The 16953-nt window shown below is 47.3% G+C and carries 10 protein-coding genes; all 10 read right to left on the bottom strand.

The features are described from left to right. Positions 1-9 precede the first annotated feature (9 nt). Positions 10-1548 carry a RagB/SusD family nutrient uptake outer membrane protein gene (locus tag CLV42_RS23450; RefSeq protein ID WP_106604363.1) on the bottom strand — a complete coding sequence of 513 codons (1539 nt, stop codon included), beginning with the start codon at positions 1546-1548 and terminating at the stop codon, positions 10-12. Positions 1549-1569: 21 nt separating this feature from the next. After that, the gene (locus tag CLV42_RS23455; protein ID WP_106604364.1) at positions 1570-4668 is read right to left on the bottom strand and encodes a SusC/RagA family TonB-linked outer membrane protein; all 3099 of its coding nucleotides are present in this window, start codon (positions 4666-4668) and stop codon (positions 1570-1572) included. A 352-nt stretch (positions 4669-5020) separates the two neighbouring features. Further along, on the bottom strand, positions 5021-7558 hold the full coding sequence (locus tag CLV42_RS23460) for a zinc-dependent metalloprotease (protein WP_106604365.1): 2538 nt from the start codon (positions 7556-7558) through the stop codon (positions 5021-5023). 19 nt (positions 7559-7577) lie between these two features. Then, positions 7578-8948 (bottom strand): RagB/SusD family nutrient uptake outer membrane protein, encoded by a 1371-nt coding sequence (locus CLV42_RS23465; protein ID WP_106604366.1) that lies wholly within the window; start codon positions 8946-8948, stop codon positions 7578-7580. Between the two features lie 12 nt (positions 8949-8960). Next, complete coding sequence (locus CLV42_RS23470; protein WP_170117619.1) at positions 8961-12500, bottom strand: SusC/RagA family TonB-linked outer membrane protein; 3540 nt, start codon at positions 12498-12500, stop codon at positions 8961-8963. Between the two features lie 209 nt (positions 12501-12709). Continuing rightward, positions 12710-13894, bottom strand: a complete 1185-nt coding sequence (locus CLV42_RS23475) for a FecR family protein (protein WP_106604368.1) — start codon at positions 13892-13894, stop codon at positions 12710-12712. A 50-nt stretch (positions 13895-13944) separates the two neighbouring features. Continuing rightward, positions 13945-14535 carry an RNA polymerase sigma factor gene (locus CLV42_RS23480; RefSeq protein WP_106604369.1) on the bottom strand — a complete coding sequence of 197 codons (591 nt, stop codon included), beginning with the start codon at positions 14533-14535 and terminating at the stop codon, positions 13945-13947. A 140-nt stretch (positions 14536-14675) separates the two neighbouring features. Beyond that, positions 14676-15116: an SRPBCC domain-containing protein gene (locus tag CLV42_RS23485; protein WP_106604370.1), complete on the bottom strand. Its 441-nt coding sequence runs from the start codon at positions 15114-15116 to the stop codon at positions 14676-14678. Between the two features lie 169 nt (positions 15117-15285). Beyond that, on the bottom strand, positions 15286-16221 hold the full coding sequence (locus CLV42_RS23490; RefSeq protein ID WP_211303519.1) for a family 43 glycosylhydrolase: 936 nt from the start codon (positions 16219-16221) through the stop codon (positions 15286-15288). 24 nt (positions 16222-16245) lie between these two features. Next, positions 16246-16953, bottom strand: coding sequence for a DUF3823 domain-containing protein (locus tag CLV42_RS23495; protein ID WP_106604372.1), 708 nt, complete (start codon positions 16951-16953; stop codon positions 16246-16248).

Below are 16953 nucleotides of genomic sequence, written 5' to 3' on the forward strand. Positions count from 1 at the left end.
CTCAGCCATTTACTGCCATCCAGGCGTCTGCCTGAATATCTTATTCCCATACGCAGCCGCTATATCCATTTCAGACTGTGGTACCGGCCACAAGGTATCGCGCAGCGGAAACTTTCTCGGAGAACCACTGGGATCTATCAGGGTAGGAATAATTGTCCTGTCAGTCCCCCAGCGCTTCAGATCAAAATACCGCTGTCCTTCCATTGCCAGTTCAATCCTTCTCTCATGACGAATAGCAATACGCATGGCATCCTGAGAAAGTCCCGCAGGTAGTACCGGCATTCCCACGCTCGCCCGGGTACGTACAGCTTTCACCGCTTCATATACACTGGCATCAGCACCGGCAATTTCGTTCTGTGCTTCTGCATACATCAGCAGTACATCTGCATAACGCAGGTAAACCCAATCCTGGTCACTCTGAGTACCAATAACAGTTGCCCGGGTAGAATCAACACCTTTCTTATTCAGGAAGCCAGATGAAGCAGTAATGGCTGCAGGATCAAACGCAATCCCTCCTTTGTACAATACACCTGGCACCAGTATAGTGGCCAGTAGTCGCGGATCCCTGTTATTATATGGGTTCGCCGGATCATATAGCGGTGAAGTGGTAATAGGTTGTCCGTCGATGCATTCATAGTCATTTACCAGGTACCCCATCGGCTGGAAGCTGGCACTGTAAGTATACAGGTAATCCGCAGGACTATAAGCATTCGGCACCTGGTAGCGGCCCGAGAACATAATCTCAGGATTGTTATCCTGCCCCGACTTCAGGAACAATTTACGGTACCCCCCTGTATACAAACTAAAACGGCCTTCCGTCATGATCGTTCTGGCCGTAGCAGCAGCTTCCTGGAAGTTATGGACAGTGAGGAATACTTTCGTGATATATCCCAGGGCAGTGCCTCTTACTACATGTCCCTTGTAAGCGGTATTCGGAAGGTTAGCAGCCGCAAACCGGAAGTCGCCCAATACTGAGTCCAGTACCACTGCTTTCGGCGATCTTCCCAGCTGATAGGATGCAGCTTCCTTTCCTAACGGCTGAAAGGTCAGTACCACATCTCCATACAACTGTGCCAGCAGAAAGTAATAGTACCCACGTATGAACCGGACCTCTGCTATATAGGTATTCCTTTCTGTATTATCCATCGTCACATTGCCAATGTTAGCCATGAATACATTACAGGCTTCTATAGCCCTGTATGCAGTGTTGTACGCATCTGACTGAATAGTGCCGGTAGTTGGTTCTATAGAGCCATTAGCAACATTTGAAAAAGCGCCGCTGTATGCATTGTCTGACAGCGTTTCCCAATACGGCGTACCTGCACCCCAGCCCTGCCCCGTATTGTTGGCATTGGTGTAATTGTATCCCTGTATCAGGTAACTGTAAATAGCCGTCAATGCCTGGTCTGCATCTGCTTTCGTTTTCCAGAAAGTGCCCGAAGACTGCTGATCGAGCGGATTACGGTTCAGAAAGTCTTTCCCGCAACTATCAAAGAGGATGATCATTACTGGCAACAGGATGATCCAATATTTTATGTTGTATTTCATTTTTCGTAAGATTAAACTGTTTTAGAAAGCTGCTTTAATACCAAAAGCAAATACCTGGTTCTGTGGATGCGACACAAATCTTGTATTGTTTGAAACCCTTTCCGGATCGAGCCCTTTAAACCCGGTAATGGTGAACAGGTTATCACCCGCAAAGAATATACGTAAACTGCTTAGCGACACACGTTTTACCAGGGAAGCGGGTAATGTATATCCCAGTTGTACATTCTTGAGTCGTAAAAAAGAAGCGCCTTTCAGATAGTAGGTAGATGCAGTACTGATATTACTACTGGCATCTCCCTGTCCGGTAATATAAATCAGCGGCATAGTAGTGCTCGGGTGTTCCGGCGTCCATGCGTTCAGCCAATCTGTTGTAGGCGGAGATCCCTGGTTGAAGGGCTGTACGCCCCAACCATTCACAAACAGTTTCTGCCCATAAGAACCATACAGGAAAACAGAGACATCGAAATTCTTCCAGGAGGTGCTGGCATTGAACCCATAATCAAACTTTGGAAAAACACCCGGTACGATCACCCGGTCACTGGCATTCACCGTATCATTACCAGTTACATCTTTGAATTTCAGATAGCCTGGTTTAGGATTATACTGTTGAATGGGAGACCGGGCCACCTCATCGGCCGACTGGAAGATGCCGGCATACTCATACATGTAAAAGCTACCATAGGGCTGTCCTTCCTGGATAATAGTATTATTACCGGTATTGATGGAGGCTGCGCCAAACCTGATCACCCTGTTTTTATTTGTCTGAAAAGTACCACCCACAGAAAATCGTACACTGCCGATCTTGTCCGTATACTGAAAGGAAGCTTCCAGGCCCGTGTTCTTCATTTTACCCTGGTTAAGAGTAGGAGCGTTCAAACCCAGGTACGCAGGGATCAAAGGCGTATACAGGATATCATAGGTCAGTTTATTGTACCAGTCGACGGTGACGTCCAGTTTATTGAACAGGGCAACATCTGCACCGAAATCAAAGATGCGGGTGGTTTCCCATTTGATGTTTCGGTCTACCAACCCGTTCTGTCCCACGCCTGAGTTCAACGTATTGCCAGAAAATGAATAGGCGTAACCTGTATTTGGATTATATGCGTTCGAAGTGGTGTACACATCCTGATAAGGGTAGTTACCAATATTCTGATTACCTAATTTACCCCATGATCCACGCAGCTTCAGGTTATTCAGCCATGCAATGTTGTGAAGGAATTGCTCACGTGTAAGCACCCAGCCGGCGGAGACAGAAGGGAAAAGTCCCCAGCGATTGTCAGGAGGAAAACGGGAAGAAGCATCGTAGCGGGCATTGACTTCCAGCAGGTATTTTTCATCATAATCGTAATTCAGTCTACCATAGTAAGAGCGCAAAGCCCATTCTGACGTAGTACCAGTCGCAATCTGGGAGCCTGCAGGGCCTGCATTCAATTCATGCAGACTGTTGCTGGGGAAAGGGGTATTACGACTGGCTACAAGTCGCTGCGCTTTGTTATACTCTGCCTGGGTACCAGCCAGTAACTTAAAATTATGTTTGTTGATTGCTTTGGAATACGTAAGCTGGGTATATCCCACCGGGTAAACCATGTTACTGTCCGTCACCACAAGCCCCTGCCCATTTACGTCCAGCGTACGTTCGAAAGGATCGTTCAGTTTGGCGAACCAGTTATACTGGTTGATCACAGGCTTGAAGTCATACACCTTGTTGAAATTGAAATTAAGCCCTCCGCTTGTTCTCCATTCCAGCCCTTTCAGGAGACGGATATTCAGGAAGAGGCTACTTTGCAGAAAGTAGTCATTGCTGTTCACAAGCGCATTCTCTGCAATAGCGACAGGGTTCTTATTAGGCGTTTGCACACTCGGATATACCGAGTTCACATAACGGCCGCTGCCATCAGGCAATTTAGGTCCGTACATGGGCGATTGAGAGAGCGTAGACAGAAACATATCCTGGCTGCCCCTGGAGGCATATGTTCTCTTCCCATAGTTGAGTGTGACGCTGGACCCAAAAGTAGCCCAGTCATTGATCTTTGAGTTCAGGTTAAACTGCAGGTTATACTTTTTATAAGAAAATCCGATCATGATATCCGGCTGATCTACATAACCAATGCCTATGTTATACACCGTTCCGTTACTCCCGCCCGTCATGCCAATATGATGTGTATGTACCTGTACGGTTCTCATAACGGCATCCAGCCAGTTGAAATCAGGATAACGCTCAGGATCGGAAGGATTAGTATAGGCAGCGATCATCTCAGGAGTAAATAGGTTCTTATAACCGGAATTGGCGGCGGCTACATTCCACATCTGCATATACTTTGCAGAGTTATAGATCAGGTTATCAGGTAATGCCGTAGGTTTGGTGATGCCAAAACTGTAATCGTACGACAACTGAAATTTCCCGCTTTTCCCCTGCCTGGTAGTTACCAGTATCACCCCGTTGGCAGCCCTCGTACCATAGATCGCAGCGGATGCGGCATCTTTCAGCAATGTAACCGATTCTATATTCTGTGGATCGAGCACAGTAAGACTTCCCGGTAAACCATCTACGATCACCAGCGGACTGCTTCCTGCAGAACTGTAGGTGCCCAGTCCTCTTACCCGCAGTACGGAGCCTTCGTTACCAGCTTCGCCAGAGCCCTGTGTGAGGGACAAGCCGGGTAGTTTTCCCTGTAACAACTGTACAGGATCTGTTGCTATCCTTCTGTTCAGTTCAGCACCATTCACTGAGGCAATGGCGCCTGTCAGGTCACCCTTCTTCTGTGTACCATAACCTACTACCAGCACCTCGTTCAATCCTTTACTGCTTTCAGCCAGTGAAATATTTATCTGCTGACGGCCATTTACGGGCAGCTCCTGTGTCTGAAACCCAATGGCTGTAAATACCAGCGTGGCATTGGCGGGTACGTTTGCGAGGGAATAACGCCCCTTATCATCTGTAGATGTACCGGTGTTAGCGCCTTTTACTCTTATGGTAACACCAGGAACAGGTTGTTTATCGCTATCGCGGATGATTAATCCGTTGATTGTTCTCACCTGGGCAGGTACTGCCGTCCAGGCAAAGATCAGTGTAAAGCACAGGAATAATAGCCTGAAGCGGGGAATGTAAGCATTAGTCATAACGTATGGATTTAGATGAAGAAAAACATGTTTAACGGATCAACAGCTGCCAAAAGAAGGCAGTCTCAGGGTCATATTCACCAGGCGTGCAAACGTTTGCATACAGGTAGCTGGATTTTGACGTGGGAAATGGGTAACGTGCCGTAAAGTCTGTGATTGATATTACTGACGAGCTATAATTATGGTGCCAGATACGAAAGAACCAGATATTGGGTTAAATAGCTCTCATGATTTTCTCCAATACATGTACTTTTTTCGCTTTTTTAAAGGAAGTTGTCGGGCGGGCCTAAATAAAATAAAATAAAAAAGGCGCCTCATTCATTATGAGACGCCCCTTCATGGTTGGTATCTGTCAGAATCTTAGTTCTTTCTCTCCCATCTTTCTGATCTTCACATTCAGCTCTTTCAGGTGGCGCTGGGTTTCTTTATCCATACGCGGATCAGCCTGATACCTGGCAATCAGTTGCTGTTCCTTCAACAGCACTGCCTTCACAATATCACTCATATCTGTCAGGTAGTAAGAATACATCTGGTTCATCGCACTAAACATCTGGTCCATATTATCATTAGGATATACCATATCCAGCAGTTTGTTGATATAGATCTTCTGTAAGTTGCGCTTGTAAAAGCTTACACTTTTGCCTGCATACAGCTCTTTAAAGATCATCTTATCCAGGTCTTCCAGCATTTCCTCCACTGTATATGTCTTTGCCACCTTATCATCATACTGTGCCGCCAGCATGGAAGTGAGGCGCATACGGTTCAGCAGTCCGTTCATGGCGGAGCTGTACATTTCGGTCATGTCGATGCCAAACTTATCAGGTATCCGCTCCATCAGCGATCTTTCGTTCAACCATTCAGGTACGGTAAAGAGTTCCCTCCCCAGGAATGCCATGGCTTCCTTCTGACGATTATACTCGACCTGCTGGTATACAGGCCCCGGCTGACTACCCACCTTTTCATTGTGATACTGTCCGCCGATATTCTTTATCACATGCCCTACGTAAGTCACATACTGGTTATACACGGCCGACAGCATTTCCCGCATATCGGTAGCATCCTTTTCCGGTTCATAGGTCCATTCTCCCAGATGTTTAATGATCCGTTTCAGGTTCATGATACCATAGGTACTAGCCTTCACGGCATCATCTCCCAGATCTTCATTCTGACTGCGGGGGTCCAATGGTTCCATCTCATTACCAAACCAGAGCCGCCTGTTCTTCAGGCTATCTGTTACTATAGCAGTCAACGCTTTTTGCTCTTCCCACTCATCTTTAAAACCAGGACGCCATTTGTATCCCCATTCGATAGCCCACTTATCGTAGTCATTGATGCGTGGATACAATCCTGCACGACTGATATTATCTTCCGGCTGCGCCACATAGTTGAAACGTGCATAGTCCATGATGGAAGGCGTATGCCCATATTTCTCTACCCAGGCTTTGTTGCGCAGGTTCTCTACCGGCACCGTAGAACTGGAGCCAAAATTATGCGCCAGACCAAGTGCATGTCCTACTTCATGGGAAGACACAAAACGGATCAGTTCTCCCATTAGTTTGTCATCAAACACCAGTTTCCTGGCGCCGGTATCTACGGCAGCACACTGTACAAAATACCATTTCTGCAAAAGCGACATCACGTTATGATACCAGAACACATGGCTTTCCAGGATCTCTCCCGAGCGGGGATCAGTTACACTGGGGCCCATCGCATTCGCAATAATGGAAGGACGGTACACAATAGCAGAGTGTCTTGCATCTTCCAGGCTCCAGGTGCTGTCTTCCTCGTGGGAAGGCGCTTCCCTTGCATAAATAGCGTTTTTGAAGCCAGCTTTCTCAAAGGCGGCACTCCAGTCGTTTACCCCTTGTATCAGGTAAGGCACCCATTTCTTAGGCGTTACAGGATCTATGTAGAATACAATCGGCTTGACAGGTTCTACCAGCTCACCTCTTTTATATTTCTCCATATCTTCCGGCTTAGGTTCCAGTCGCCAGCGGATAGAATAAGCGGCATTTGTCACACCCTGTGGATGCGCGTCAAAGTCTCTGTGTGTCACCGAGAAAAACCCAACACGTTTATCCTGTAAACGGGGTCTCAGCGGTGTTTCGGGCAGTAATACCATGGACGAGTTCAACTCCACACTATAATTGGAAGACGTAGGATTTCTTCCCGCGCTGAATGTTTTAAAGGCACGCACTTCCAGGTTGGTCGTATAAGGATGTACATACTTGATATAACTGCGGTCATTCTGTTGCGCGCCCATACCTGCACGGTCTTTGAATGCCTGTTTGGAGAAGTAGAGCACATCATTGTCACTATTGAGGAACTCTCCCATATTCAGTACAGCAGCCGTCGAATCAGGACTGTAAGCCACAACAGGGAAAACAGCCGCAATTGCCTGTACATTGTTCTTTTGTACACTGGCATACATAGCCTTCGTACTATCGCCTGTGTATTCTGTAAAGGAGATCCTGCGCAGGTAGATTTTATTACCCCTCCCTCTTTCAAAACGGTATACGCCCTGTCCAATATCATCGCCTACCAGGCCCCATATCCCATTACGCATGTCCACTGAGGCCTCGGCCACACGGTTTACGATCAGGATGTCTTTCCCCATCAGCGAAAACGGCACTTCAAAGTAATAGTCATCTTCTTTGGAATGCACAGTAATGAAACCTTTGGATGTAACCATGTCCTTAGTGATCACCTCACTGTATTTCTTCAGTTTGGGAGGTTCCGGCTTCTTGTTGGTGCTATCAGCTTTCACTTCGGCTGAAGGTGCAGCATGGTCCTTTTTGTCTTTCTTCCTTTGTGCTGTAACATGTACAGACGCGGCCAGCATGGTGCATGACAACAGCCATGCACCCGGGCTAAATTTTAGTTTTAACATATGTAGTCCCTAGTGTTTTTTACCTTGGATTTTGTGAGATTTCAGGATTGAATTGAATATATGTTGTGGCTATTGGAAATACGTACCGGTTGCTGTTAGGTTCCAGCGTATAGGTCTTACCCATATAGGTGCGCGTAACCGTTATGGCGAAAGCCGGCTCCAGGTTCAGTCGCTTCTGATCAAACCAGCGAAGCCCTGTGCCCATCAACTCCCGGCGGCGTTCATTCAGCACCAGGCGTAACGCATCTTCTGGCGTTGCAGCAGTCAGGTCTGCATAAGCTTCTGCGGTAAAACGCTTTACACGTAAGGCATTCAACAACGATAAAGCATCCGCTGTCTTACCGCTGCGGGCCTCACATTCTGCCTTTATCAGCATCATTTCGGCCACACCGGGACCTGTCCATGCCCCTGTATTGGTGAGCATAGGACGCCAGAATCCCCTGCCATTGAAAGGTGCCCACCCATAGTTTGATCCATCAGCAGTGAATATCGTATAACGGAGATCTCCCGTAGTAAAGAGCTGTACCAACGCAGGATTCAGCGCATACACCTGCGTCATGCCACGTACTTCCTTTGCCAGCATCACCTCCGGGTCCTGGTACAACAGAGGTAACGTGGCCACATTGTCAACATACTTCCGCAGGTCAAGCAGGGTTGACTGCCTTGTCAGCGCACTATCCGCATATCTTGCTGCATTGGTATAGTCTGCCATATAAAGAGACGCACGCGCCAGTAAACCATACGCCGCCGTAGCAGACGGCACCATGTTGATGATGGCATGATCCGGCAATGCGGGGATTGCGGCTTCCAGATCGGCTATTACCTGTTCATATACCGCCTGTACAGAGGCCCTGTTCAGCGTTGCATACAGGTCTGGGCGCAGCAATACCGGCACGCCGGGGTCAGTGGCGGCAGTTGTTTTGTTATAATGCTTAGCATAGCTATTTACCAGTATCAGGTAGGCATAGGCGCGATGCACCTGCGCTTCTGCACGTATAAGGTCTTTTTGTACCGCGGTACCACCCGCGCTGCCAGGCACTCCCTCAATAATCTGGTTACAGACATAGATCTGTTTGTAAAACCTCTCCCAGTCCTGGTCATCCCCGTCTCCCACAAATGTGACCGCCCAGCTATATGCCGCTCCCAGTATCTTATTCATATTCGTCTCAAAGTTTGTGTCACTGATACCGTAGTCGTCGGACGTATAAGCGGGAAACGATGCCGACGGCTGGAAGTCGTTTGCATTATATAAGAGCTGCTGATAATCGCTTGTATTTACCAGTGCCCGCTTCCCAATGGGTGTGACCTCTACATAGTCCCTGCATCCTGTACTCCAGCACAGCAATACACTACCCAGTGAGAAATATATTAACCTGTTTATGATAGACATGATCTGTAAAGATTAAAATGAAACATTGAAGTTGAAGGTATAAGTAGGTGATGGCTTCAGACTACCGAAGCTGTTTTCCAGCACATACATAGGGTCAATACCTTCTTTATTCTTACGCCATATAATGCCAAGATTGCTCACAGTGGCACCCATATTCATACTCTTAATGAACGGCCATTTTTTAAATATACGGGGGCCTGCCATATAATTCAGCGAGAGCTGTTCCAGGCGCGCATGTGAGGCACTAATCACGTTGATGTCTGCATCTCTGTAGCGGGCAAGACTAGTGAAATTGGAATGGATAATCCCGGGAATATTGGTAATAGCTTCATCACCGGGTTTCCGCCAGCGGTGCACCAATGCTTTTGATGTACCAGCAAATCCCGGTGCATTACCACTCTCCGGATAAAGACCCGGCACCACATCCTGCTTCATCATACTATGTCCCATATAGAAAACCATCCTTGCAGAAAAACTCAGTTGTCTGTATCGTATTGAATGCATAAAGCCTCCGAATACCGGCGGATTTAAACGCCCTTTAAACACCCTGTCTTCAGGTTTCAATATTTCCCCGTCTTTTGATGTCAGGATCTTACCGGCATTGTTGTAGATCAGTGACTGTCCCTCCTGGTCCAGGCCTGCCCATCTTAACGTTGTCAGGTAATCGACCGGGTGCCCAACCACTGGCATGCCGCTTTCCAGTGTACCTGCACTCATATTAAACCGTGTGTCCGTAACCTTATTGGTATTGAAAGCCAGGTTGAAATTTGTGTTATATCCCCAGTTCTTCGTACGTATGATATTGGCATTGATGCCCAACTCAAAACCATGACTGTTCATTGAAGCTGTATTATATAACAGTGTACTCCAGCCATAGGTGGCATTGAAAGGTAGGGACGCCAATATACCGGAAGAGTGTTTGCGATAAATATCAAATGTGATACCCAGCAAACCGTGCAGGATATCTGCATCAACACCTCCATTCAGAGTGGCAGTTGTTTCCCAGCCCAGGTTCTGATTGCCGGGAGAGCCAATACTGGAATATGTCAGTCCCGTCATGGGGTCGGCGGGCATCACATTTACCACAGGGAAATTTGCGCCACCGTTAGGAGCAGTACCTGCTGTACCATAGGTAAGACGCAGGGCCAGTCCTGTCAGCCATCTCTTAGCCGGCATGAAACGTTCGCTTCTTATATCCCATTTCAGCCCTGTCGACCATAAAGGAATAGCCCTGTTACGGCGATCTATACCCAACATGCTGAAATCATCAAATCGCACACTACCAGATATGAAGTACTTATCATACAGGGAATAGTTGACATTGGAAAAATAAGAGAGAAAACGTTGTATATCCGACATCAGCGCTCCATCGGCATATCCCAGCGTACGCGTCCCATAGAAGAATGTCCTGTAAGGCACCGTCGGATTCCAGGCCTGCGCAGAACCTGTATTAGGATCGTACCCATAGTGGGTTTGCCTATAGCCTTTTGACTTCGTCTCACGGATATCTGTGCCAGCAAGGAAGTTGATATGATGGATCAGCTTCCATTGCTTATCTATATTCAATTGCGCCCTGAGGCCATAATCGGTTGACCAGGTATTGGTGTGTTTCATAACAGCACCTATCGGAATGCCATATACCAGCTTACCATTCTGGATAGAGGTCGCGGTATTCAGCAGGTCTCTGGTATTATAGCTGTTCAGTTCATCCAGCATCTCCATCTCCTGTGAACTACGCTGGTACATACCTGACAACTGCAGATCAGCCCAGGGCCTCAAACGGGCGGTCAATGATATCTGTATGCGCGTGGTCTGTTTGAGGAAGCGGGTGTCGGAATAATTCAATTGATCAATGGCGTTATAAGTCCAGGGTAGCAGGCCTAATCTCCGGAGGCTGTCTTCCACGCCCGGTTTGAATACAACACTGTAGTTCTTTGGCTGCCCATGTTCATCTACCAGAAGATCGTAAGGACGCAGGCCGAAGGCGCCAGGATTCAATGCGGTCAATGCAGCTGAATTCACCACACTGTTTGAATAATTGTGGTTGATCCCGGTAGACAGTTTCATTATTCCATCCAACAGGTCGGTATTGAAATTACTGTTCACAAAATAGGCGCTGGTCTTGTTCCCTTTGGACACCGGTAGGTTTTGGGAATAGTTACCGGACACATAGTAGCTGGAATTCTTTCCGCCACCGGTAACAGACAGATTATATTGTTGTGTCACCGCCTGGCGTAACAGATATTCTCTTATCTGGGATTGATTGTTTGTATTAGCCAGCCTTTCCAGGGCCTCATCGCGCTGCTGTGGCGTAATATCGCCACGTTTGCCCTGGAACATATATTTCACCGCCTCACTGGGATTAGTATAACGCCAATGTGTAAAAGGGTCCTGGTAAAAGTTCGCATCAAACATCTCCCGTTCAAAGTCAATATACTCGCGACTGTTCATAGCATTCATGTTCTTCATGTTTGCAGGTGCCGCAATACTGAGCGTTCCTCCAATGTTAAGGGTTGTCCTGTCCCCCTTCCTTCCCTTCTTTGTTTCTACCACGATCACACCGTTGGCTGCACTGGACCCCCAGATGGAAGTGGCAGCAGCATCTTTCAGGAAAGTGATACTTTCAATATCTGCAGGGTTAAACGCATTTAACACATCATTGCTTGTTCCCGCCTGATCGCCGAGGAGTGGTGTATATCCCGGACGTAAGGCCAGGTTCTGATCGATGGCGGGGAACCCGTCAATGATAATCAACGGAGCACTCGTACCGAAATTATTCACTCCTCTTATCTGGATACGGTTGTTACGAACGTCGAAACGAACGCCGGGCACCTTTCCTTCCAGTCGCTTCATAATATTAATATCAGGTGTCTCTTCCAGCTCTCTTGCCGTAATTAAAGAATAAGAACCCGTTGTAGCTCCCTTTTCGATCTTCTGAAAGCCCGTACTGATCACTACCCCCTTCAGCTCCCGCTGCTGTGGTGTGAGGGAGATCGTGACCTTCACGTCCTTATCGGCAACCACGATCTTCTTCTGTGCCGGCAGGAAACTCAGGTGCCTTACTTCCAGCGTATAGCTACCCGGTGGTACTGCTGCCATCATAAAGGAGCCATCTTCTTCAGTAAGTGTGCCTCTGTCTTCGGTAGGCAGCAGGCGTACTACCGCTCTTGCCACCGGCCTGCCTTTTTCGTCTGTCACAATACCCGATACCAGCGGTATCTTCATTGGCATTACATATGGCACTTTATCCGGCACTGCCTTCCTCGATATAATGATCGTTTTATTCTCGATAGAGTAATCCAGTGGCTGATCGTCCAGCGCTTTCCTGAGGAAAGGTTCCAGTGCCAGGTCTTTGACATTGAGCGTGACATGTCTGGTCTTCAATAGCATGTCCTGGTCATAGAACACGACAAACCCGGTTTGCTGTTTAATGACTTTAAATACCTGTTCAAGCGGCGCATCTTTACAGGTATAGGTGATACTTTGTGAATAGCTGTTCCTGGCACTTGCCTGCAGGACGCAGACCAGCAAGATAATGGTTGATAATCGCATAACTCGTAGCGTTTGGATCAATAACCGGTAGTCCTTCCGGACGGGCATAGGCTTCCCCTGCCGGTTACAAGAAGCTTGAAAAATCATACTTTTGTACTGGTTGTGGTTGATGAAATAAATAAGCGTCTGACGAAGACTGTTTGTTTGCCGGCCACGGCTGTCGTCGTTCTACGGGGGTAGAACGACTTTTATTTTGGTTGATATTCCTGCTACATTACAATTAGTCTGTTCCCATTTTCAATCCTGCATTTTACATCCATCCTTTCCAATATGCGTAGTACCTGCTGCAGGGAAAGGTCACGCTGCATTTCGCCACCGAATTTCCTGGTAGGGATCTTTCCTTCGTATACGATCTCCACATCGTACCACCTTGCTAACTGCCGAAGTACGGAAGGCAGGTCCATTCCTTCGAAGTTGAACATCCCATTCTTCCAGGCCATTACCTGGTCCATGTTCACCTGTTTACTGAGTATCAATTGTTCTTTATCTGCTACTGCCTGCTGACCGGGATCCAGCACAACGCGCCGGAGTGTTGCGTTACTCTTGGTCATCACTACTTTACCTTCCAGCAACGTTGTACTGATCTGGTTTTCATCGGAATAGGCATGGATATTAAAGTGAGTACCGAGCACCTCTACCGCAGTGTGTTCATCTATCTGCACGCGGAAAGGTTTGGCGGTATTTTTAGCCACTTCAAAGTAGGCTTCCCCGCGTAACATCACCACCCTTTCATTGCCATTAAAGGCGGTGGGATAACGTAAGGAAGTGGCAGCATTCAACCAAACGGCAGTACCATCCGGTAATACCACCCGGAATTGTCCGCCACGGGGAGTACTGAGCGTATTAAAGCCAGCTGCATGTACATCAGCGCTGTATTTTAACAGACCCCCCTGTTGCTGTATGGCTGTATTTCCCTGCACGACTTGTCCTTTACCGGCGCTGTCCAGCGTCACCACCTGTCCATCTGCCAGTGTCAACAAAGCCTTATCTGTACCCGGCGCCTTATCGTCAACAGCCAGCATCGTTTCATGCCGCTGCTGACGGCTCATGAAGAACCATGTACCCGATACCAGCAGGAAGAGAATAGCAGCAGCGGCCGCCCACCGGTAGCGCAGGAAAGAGAATATTCCACGGAATCCCTGCTGCTGCTCCAAATCATCCGTCAGGAATGAAAGGTTGCTAAATACCTTATCAACAGCCGGTTGGTGCAGGGCATACAATTCCCCGGCAGTTCCTTCCACCTCCACTGTTTCCAGCAATTCCTCCCATACAGGCTTCAACCGCCCTACATCAGCATAGGCTATTAACCTTTTTACTTCCGCTTCTGAGCACTCTTTTCGCAGGAATTTACCGAACAGGCTACGCAGTTCCTCCTCATGAAAAATATCTTCCATAATAGCTATTACGAACAAGCTTGAATAAATAACTACTCCGGGGAAAAAATTTATTTAAATAAAAAATAGAGCAGGAGCATCCCGGTAATATCCGGACGACCGGCCAGGTATTCCCGCAGGAATTGGGTAGCCTTAACTACGTGATTATTAACGGTAGATGTAGAAATACCTAATAACCGGCTTACTTCATCATGACTCTTGCCCTCCAGTTTACAGAGGGTAAATACCAGTTTACGTTGCGGGGGTAAGGCGTCAATGGCTGTCTGGAGCAGGAATGCATTCTCTTTTTGCTCCAGCCGTTCTTCCGTATGTGTATAGTGATCAATACTGGCCTCCAGCAGGCGGTTGATCAGCTGTGTGCTACGATTGGCCTTCCGAAAAAGATCTATAGCCAGGTTATCTGCTATTTTAAACAGATAGGACCGGAACGAACGCCCGGGGTCGATCAGCGCATGTTTTTGCCAGACGATAATAAATACCTCCTGTAGCAGCTCTGCGGCCAGATCTTCGGAATGTAACAGTTTCAGCAGCTTGCCGTATATTCTTGGGGCATAATGATAATAGATTACCTGAAAGGCATCTTTATCACCCTTCGCCATTCTTTCGAGTAATGCTGTTTCATTGTCTAGGATCTCCGGCATGCGACCTCCATTCCCTCACTTTTTGGTTGAATTTGGGGGCTAATGTAATAAAAAATGCTGCTTTGTTATAATAGAACAAAAAAGCCGCTCCCCGGAAGAGGAACGACCTTATAATAATATGATCGTTAGTGCAAGACTGGCTAATGCTGTTCTGACAGCTCTTTCACTTTTTCCAGCGCCTTCGGCCAGGTGTTGACAAAATAGTCCTTATACTCATCCACAATATCCATGTCTACCACCAGTTCTGTATGTCCGCCCACACTTTTCAGTGTATAGTTCTCATGTGCGCCGGTCCATTTCTTCACCTCCTCACTTTCCCGGTCTTCCACACCATTCTTTACGTATCCGAGATGTTCTATTGACATATACTCATTAGGAATATTCTCTTCTATTCTTGATAACATACCGTCATTCTTTTCATCGAGAAACCGGACTTCACTGCCTTTCTTCCAGTCTGTTTTAGCGCATGATCCGGGGGCGAAGACGGATGTCCATTCACGATAGGAAGCATCGTCCCAGAGTGTCTTCCACACCTTTTCGCGGGGTCCGTTGATAGTGATCTTGAATTCATGTTTTTCCATAACATGTGTTTTAAGTGTTTGTAAACGTATGAGTAATGGAAAGCTTTGTTCGCACAACAAAGATGAAATTCTTTTCACTTCAACAAGCGGTGCAATTACGACATTTTAAAGGGGCAAACCAGTCACCTGGAATGCCCCTTAGTCCGCTATAGATAGAACAGGCTGTTCCTTATTTTCCCGTTGTCTGTACCACTTTCTGGATGGTACCGTCTTCATTATAGAAGAGTTTATCTACACAGATCGACCTCAGCCAGTCGTGATGTGACAATGCACTGTTATGATAGAATGCATACCATTGACCTTTGTATTCGACAATAGACCCATGGTTGGTGTAGCTGTCTGTAGGGTCCATATAAATTCCCTTGTACGTCCAGGGGCCTAGCGGACTGTCACTGGTAGCATAACGCATCTGGTTATGTTTACCATCCTTGTCATTATTATCGGAATAAGATAAATAATAGACTCCGTCCCGCTTATGCACCCAGGTGGCTTCATGAAAATCTACCAGTCCTTCCATTGGCTGCAGGGTGCCGTCTATTTCCATCATGTTGTCCATCAGCTTACCGCCTTTACAAACGCCGCCACCGCCATAGTAGAAGTAGGCAAGACCGTCATCGTCAATGAATACACAGGGATCGATCATCGGTTCAAGATCAGGTAGATATCCCTGTACTTTGAAACCACCCGCCGGACTGTTGCTGGTGGCCACGCCTATTTTCCAGGTCTTATTCCATTCGTCTCCGCTGGGATGAGGGAAGTAAAAATAATAGACGCCTTTCCTGAACACACAGTCAGGCGCCCACATAAAACCGCCGTCTTTTCTGCCCCAGGGTACCTGACTGGCGCGCAGTATCTCGCCATGGTCTTTCCAGTGGACCATATCATCAGTAGAGAACACATGATACTGGTCCATCAGGTCGCAACCTCTTGGTGGGGCAATATCATGAGAAGCATATACATACAATCGTCCGTCTGACCATACATGTGCCGATGGATCAGCCGTGTACATTTCTGTAATAAAGGGGTTTTTCTGTGCCGTGGATGAAAAGGCCGACAGTAGAATTAAGAAAAATAAACGCGCACGCATGCTGTTGATCTTTTGCATAGTCCTGAAACTTTGTGACTTATATTATGGTACTTTAACTTCAATGACCTGTGAATAATTAAACTGCTTAAAACTATCATCCACCCTCACCCCCACTCTTGCATAGAACGTTCTGGCCGTCTTCAGATTGGGTACCCGTAGTTCATAGGTCTTCGCAGCAATATCGGCCGACCAGCTGCTGTTGATATCAACCTTGTTAGCATCTGTATACTGACTGATGGTGGCGCCGCTGCCTACATAGTCACTCGTATTCACGAAAGGCTTGACATCCAGTATCCTGGGGAGACCTGTTTCCACCGGTGCAGACAGCTTAAACCGCATGATCAGCGTGGTACCTTCCAACTCATGCGTGAACTGGGTAATGCGCAGGTAAGGTGTCAACGTGAAATCGTGTGTAGTGGTACCATTGATGTCCATCTCAACACCTTCTACCGGCCAGAAAGCACCATTGACTGGCGTTACACGGTAATGACCGCTGAACAGCTTTGTATCTTCAAAGGTGCCATCAATTTTGGAAGGAATATACTGAGGTGTAGGTGTAGCGCTCCAGCTCAGTTCTTCCAGTTTGATCTGCACGCCACCTGTTTCGGTCAGGAAGTTCTCTTTCGAATCATTGTCTAACAGTCTACCCTTAAAAGCGGCATCAGGGCCGTCGAAATTATCTTCCTTACTACAGGAAGATACCATTACGACAGTAAGTAAGATAAACAATCCTTTTATGATCTTTTGCAT

Origin of the sequence: Chitinophaga ginsengisoli, from assembly GCF_003014595.1 — a bacterium.
GTDB classification, from domain to species: Bacteria; Bacteroidota; Bacteroidia; order Chitinophagales; family Chitinophagaceae; genus Chitinophaga; species Chitinophaga ginsengisoli.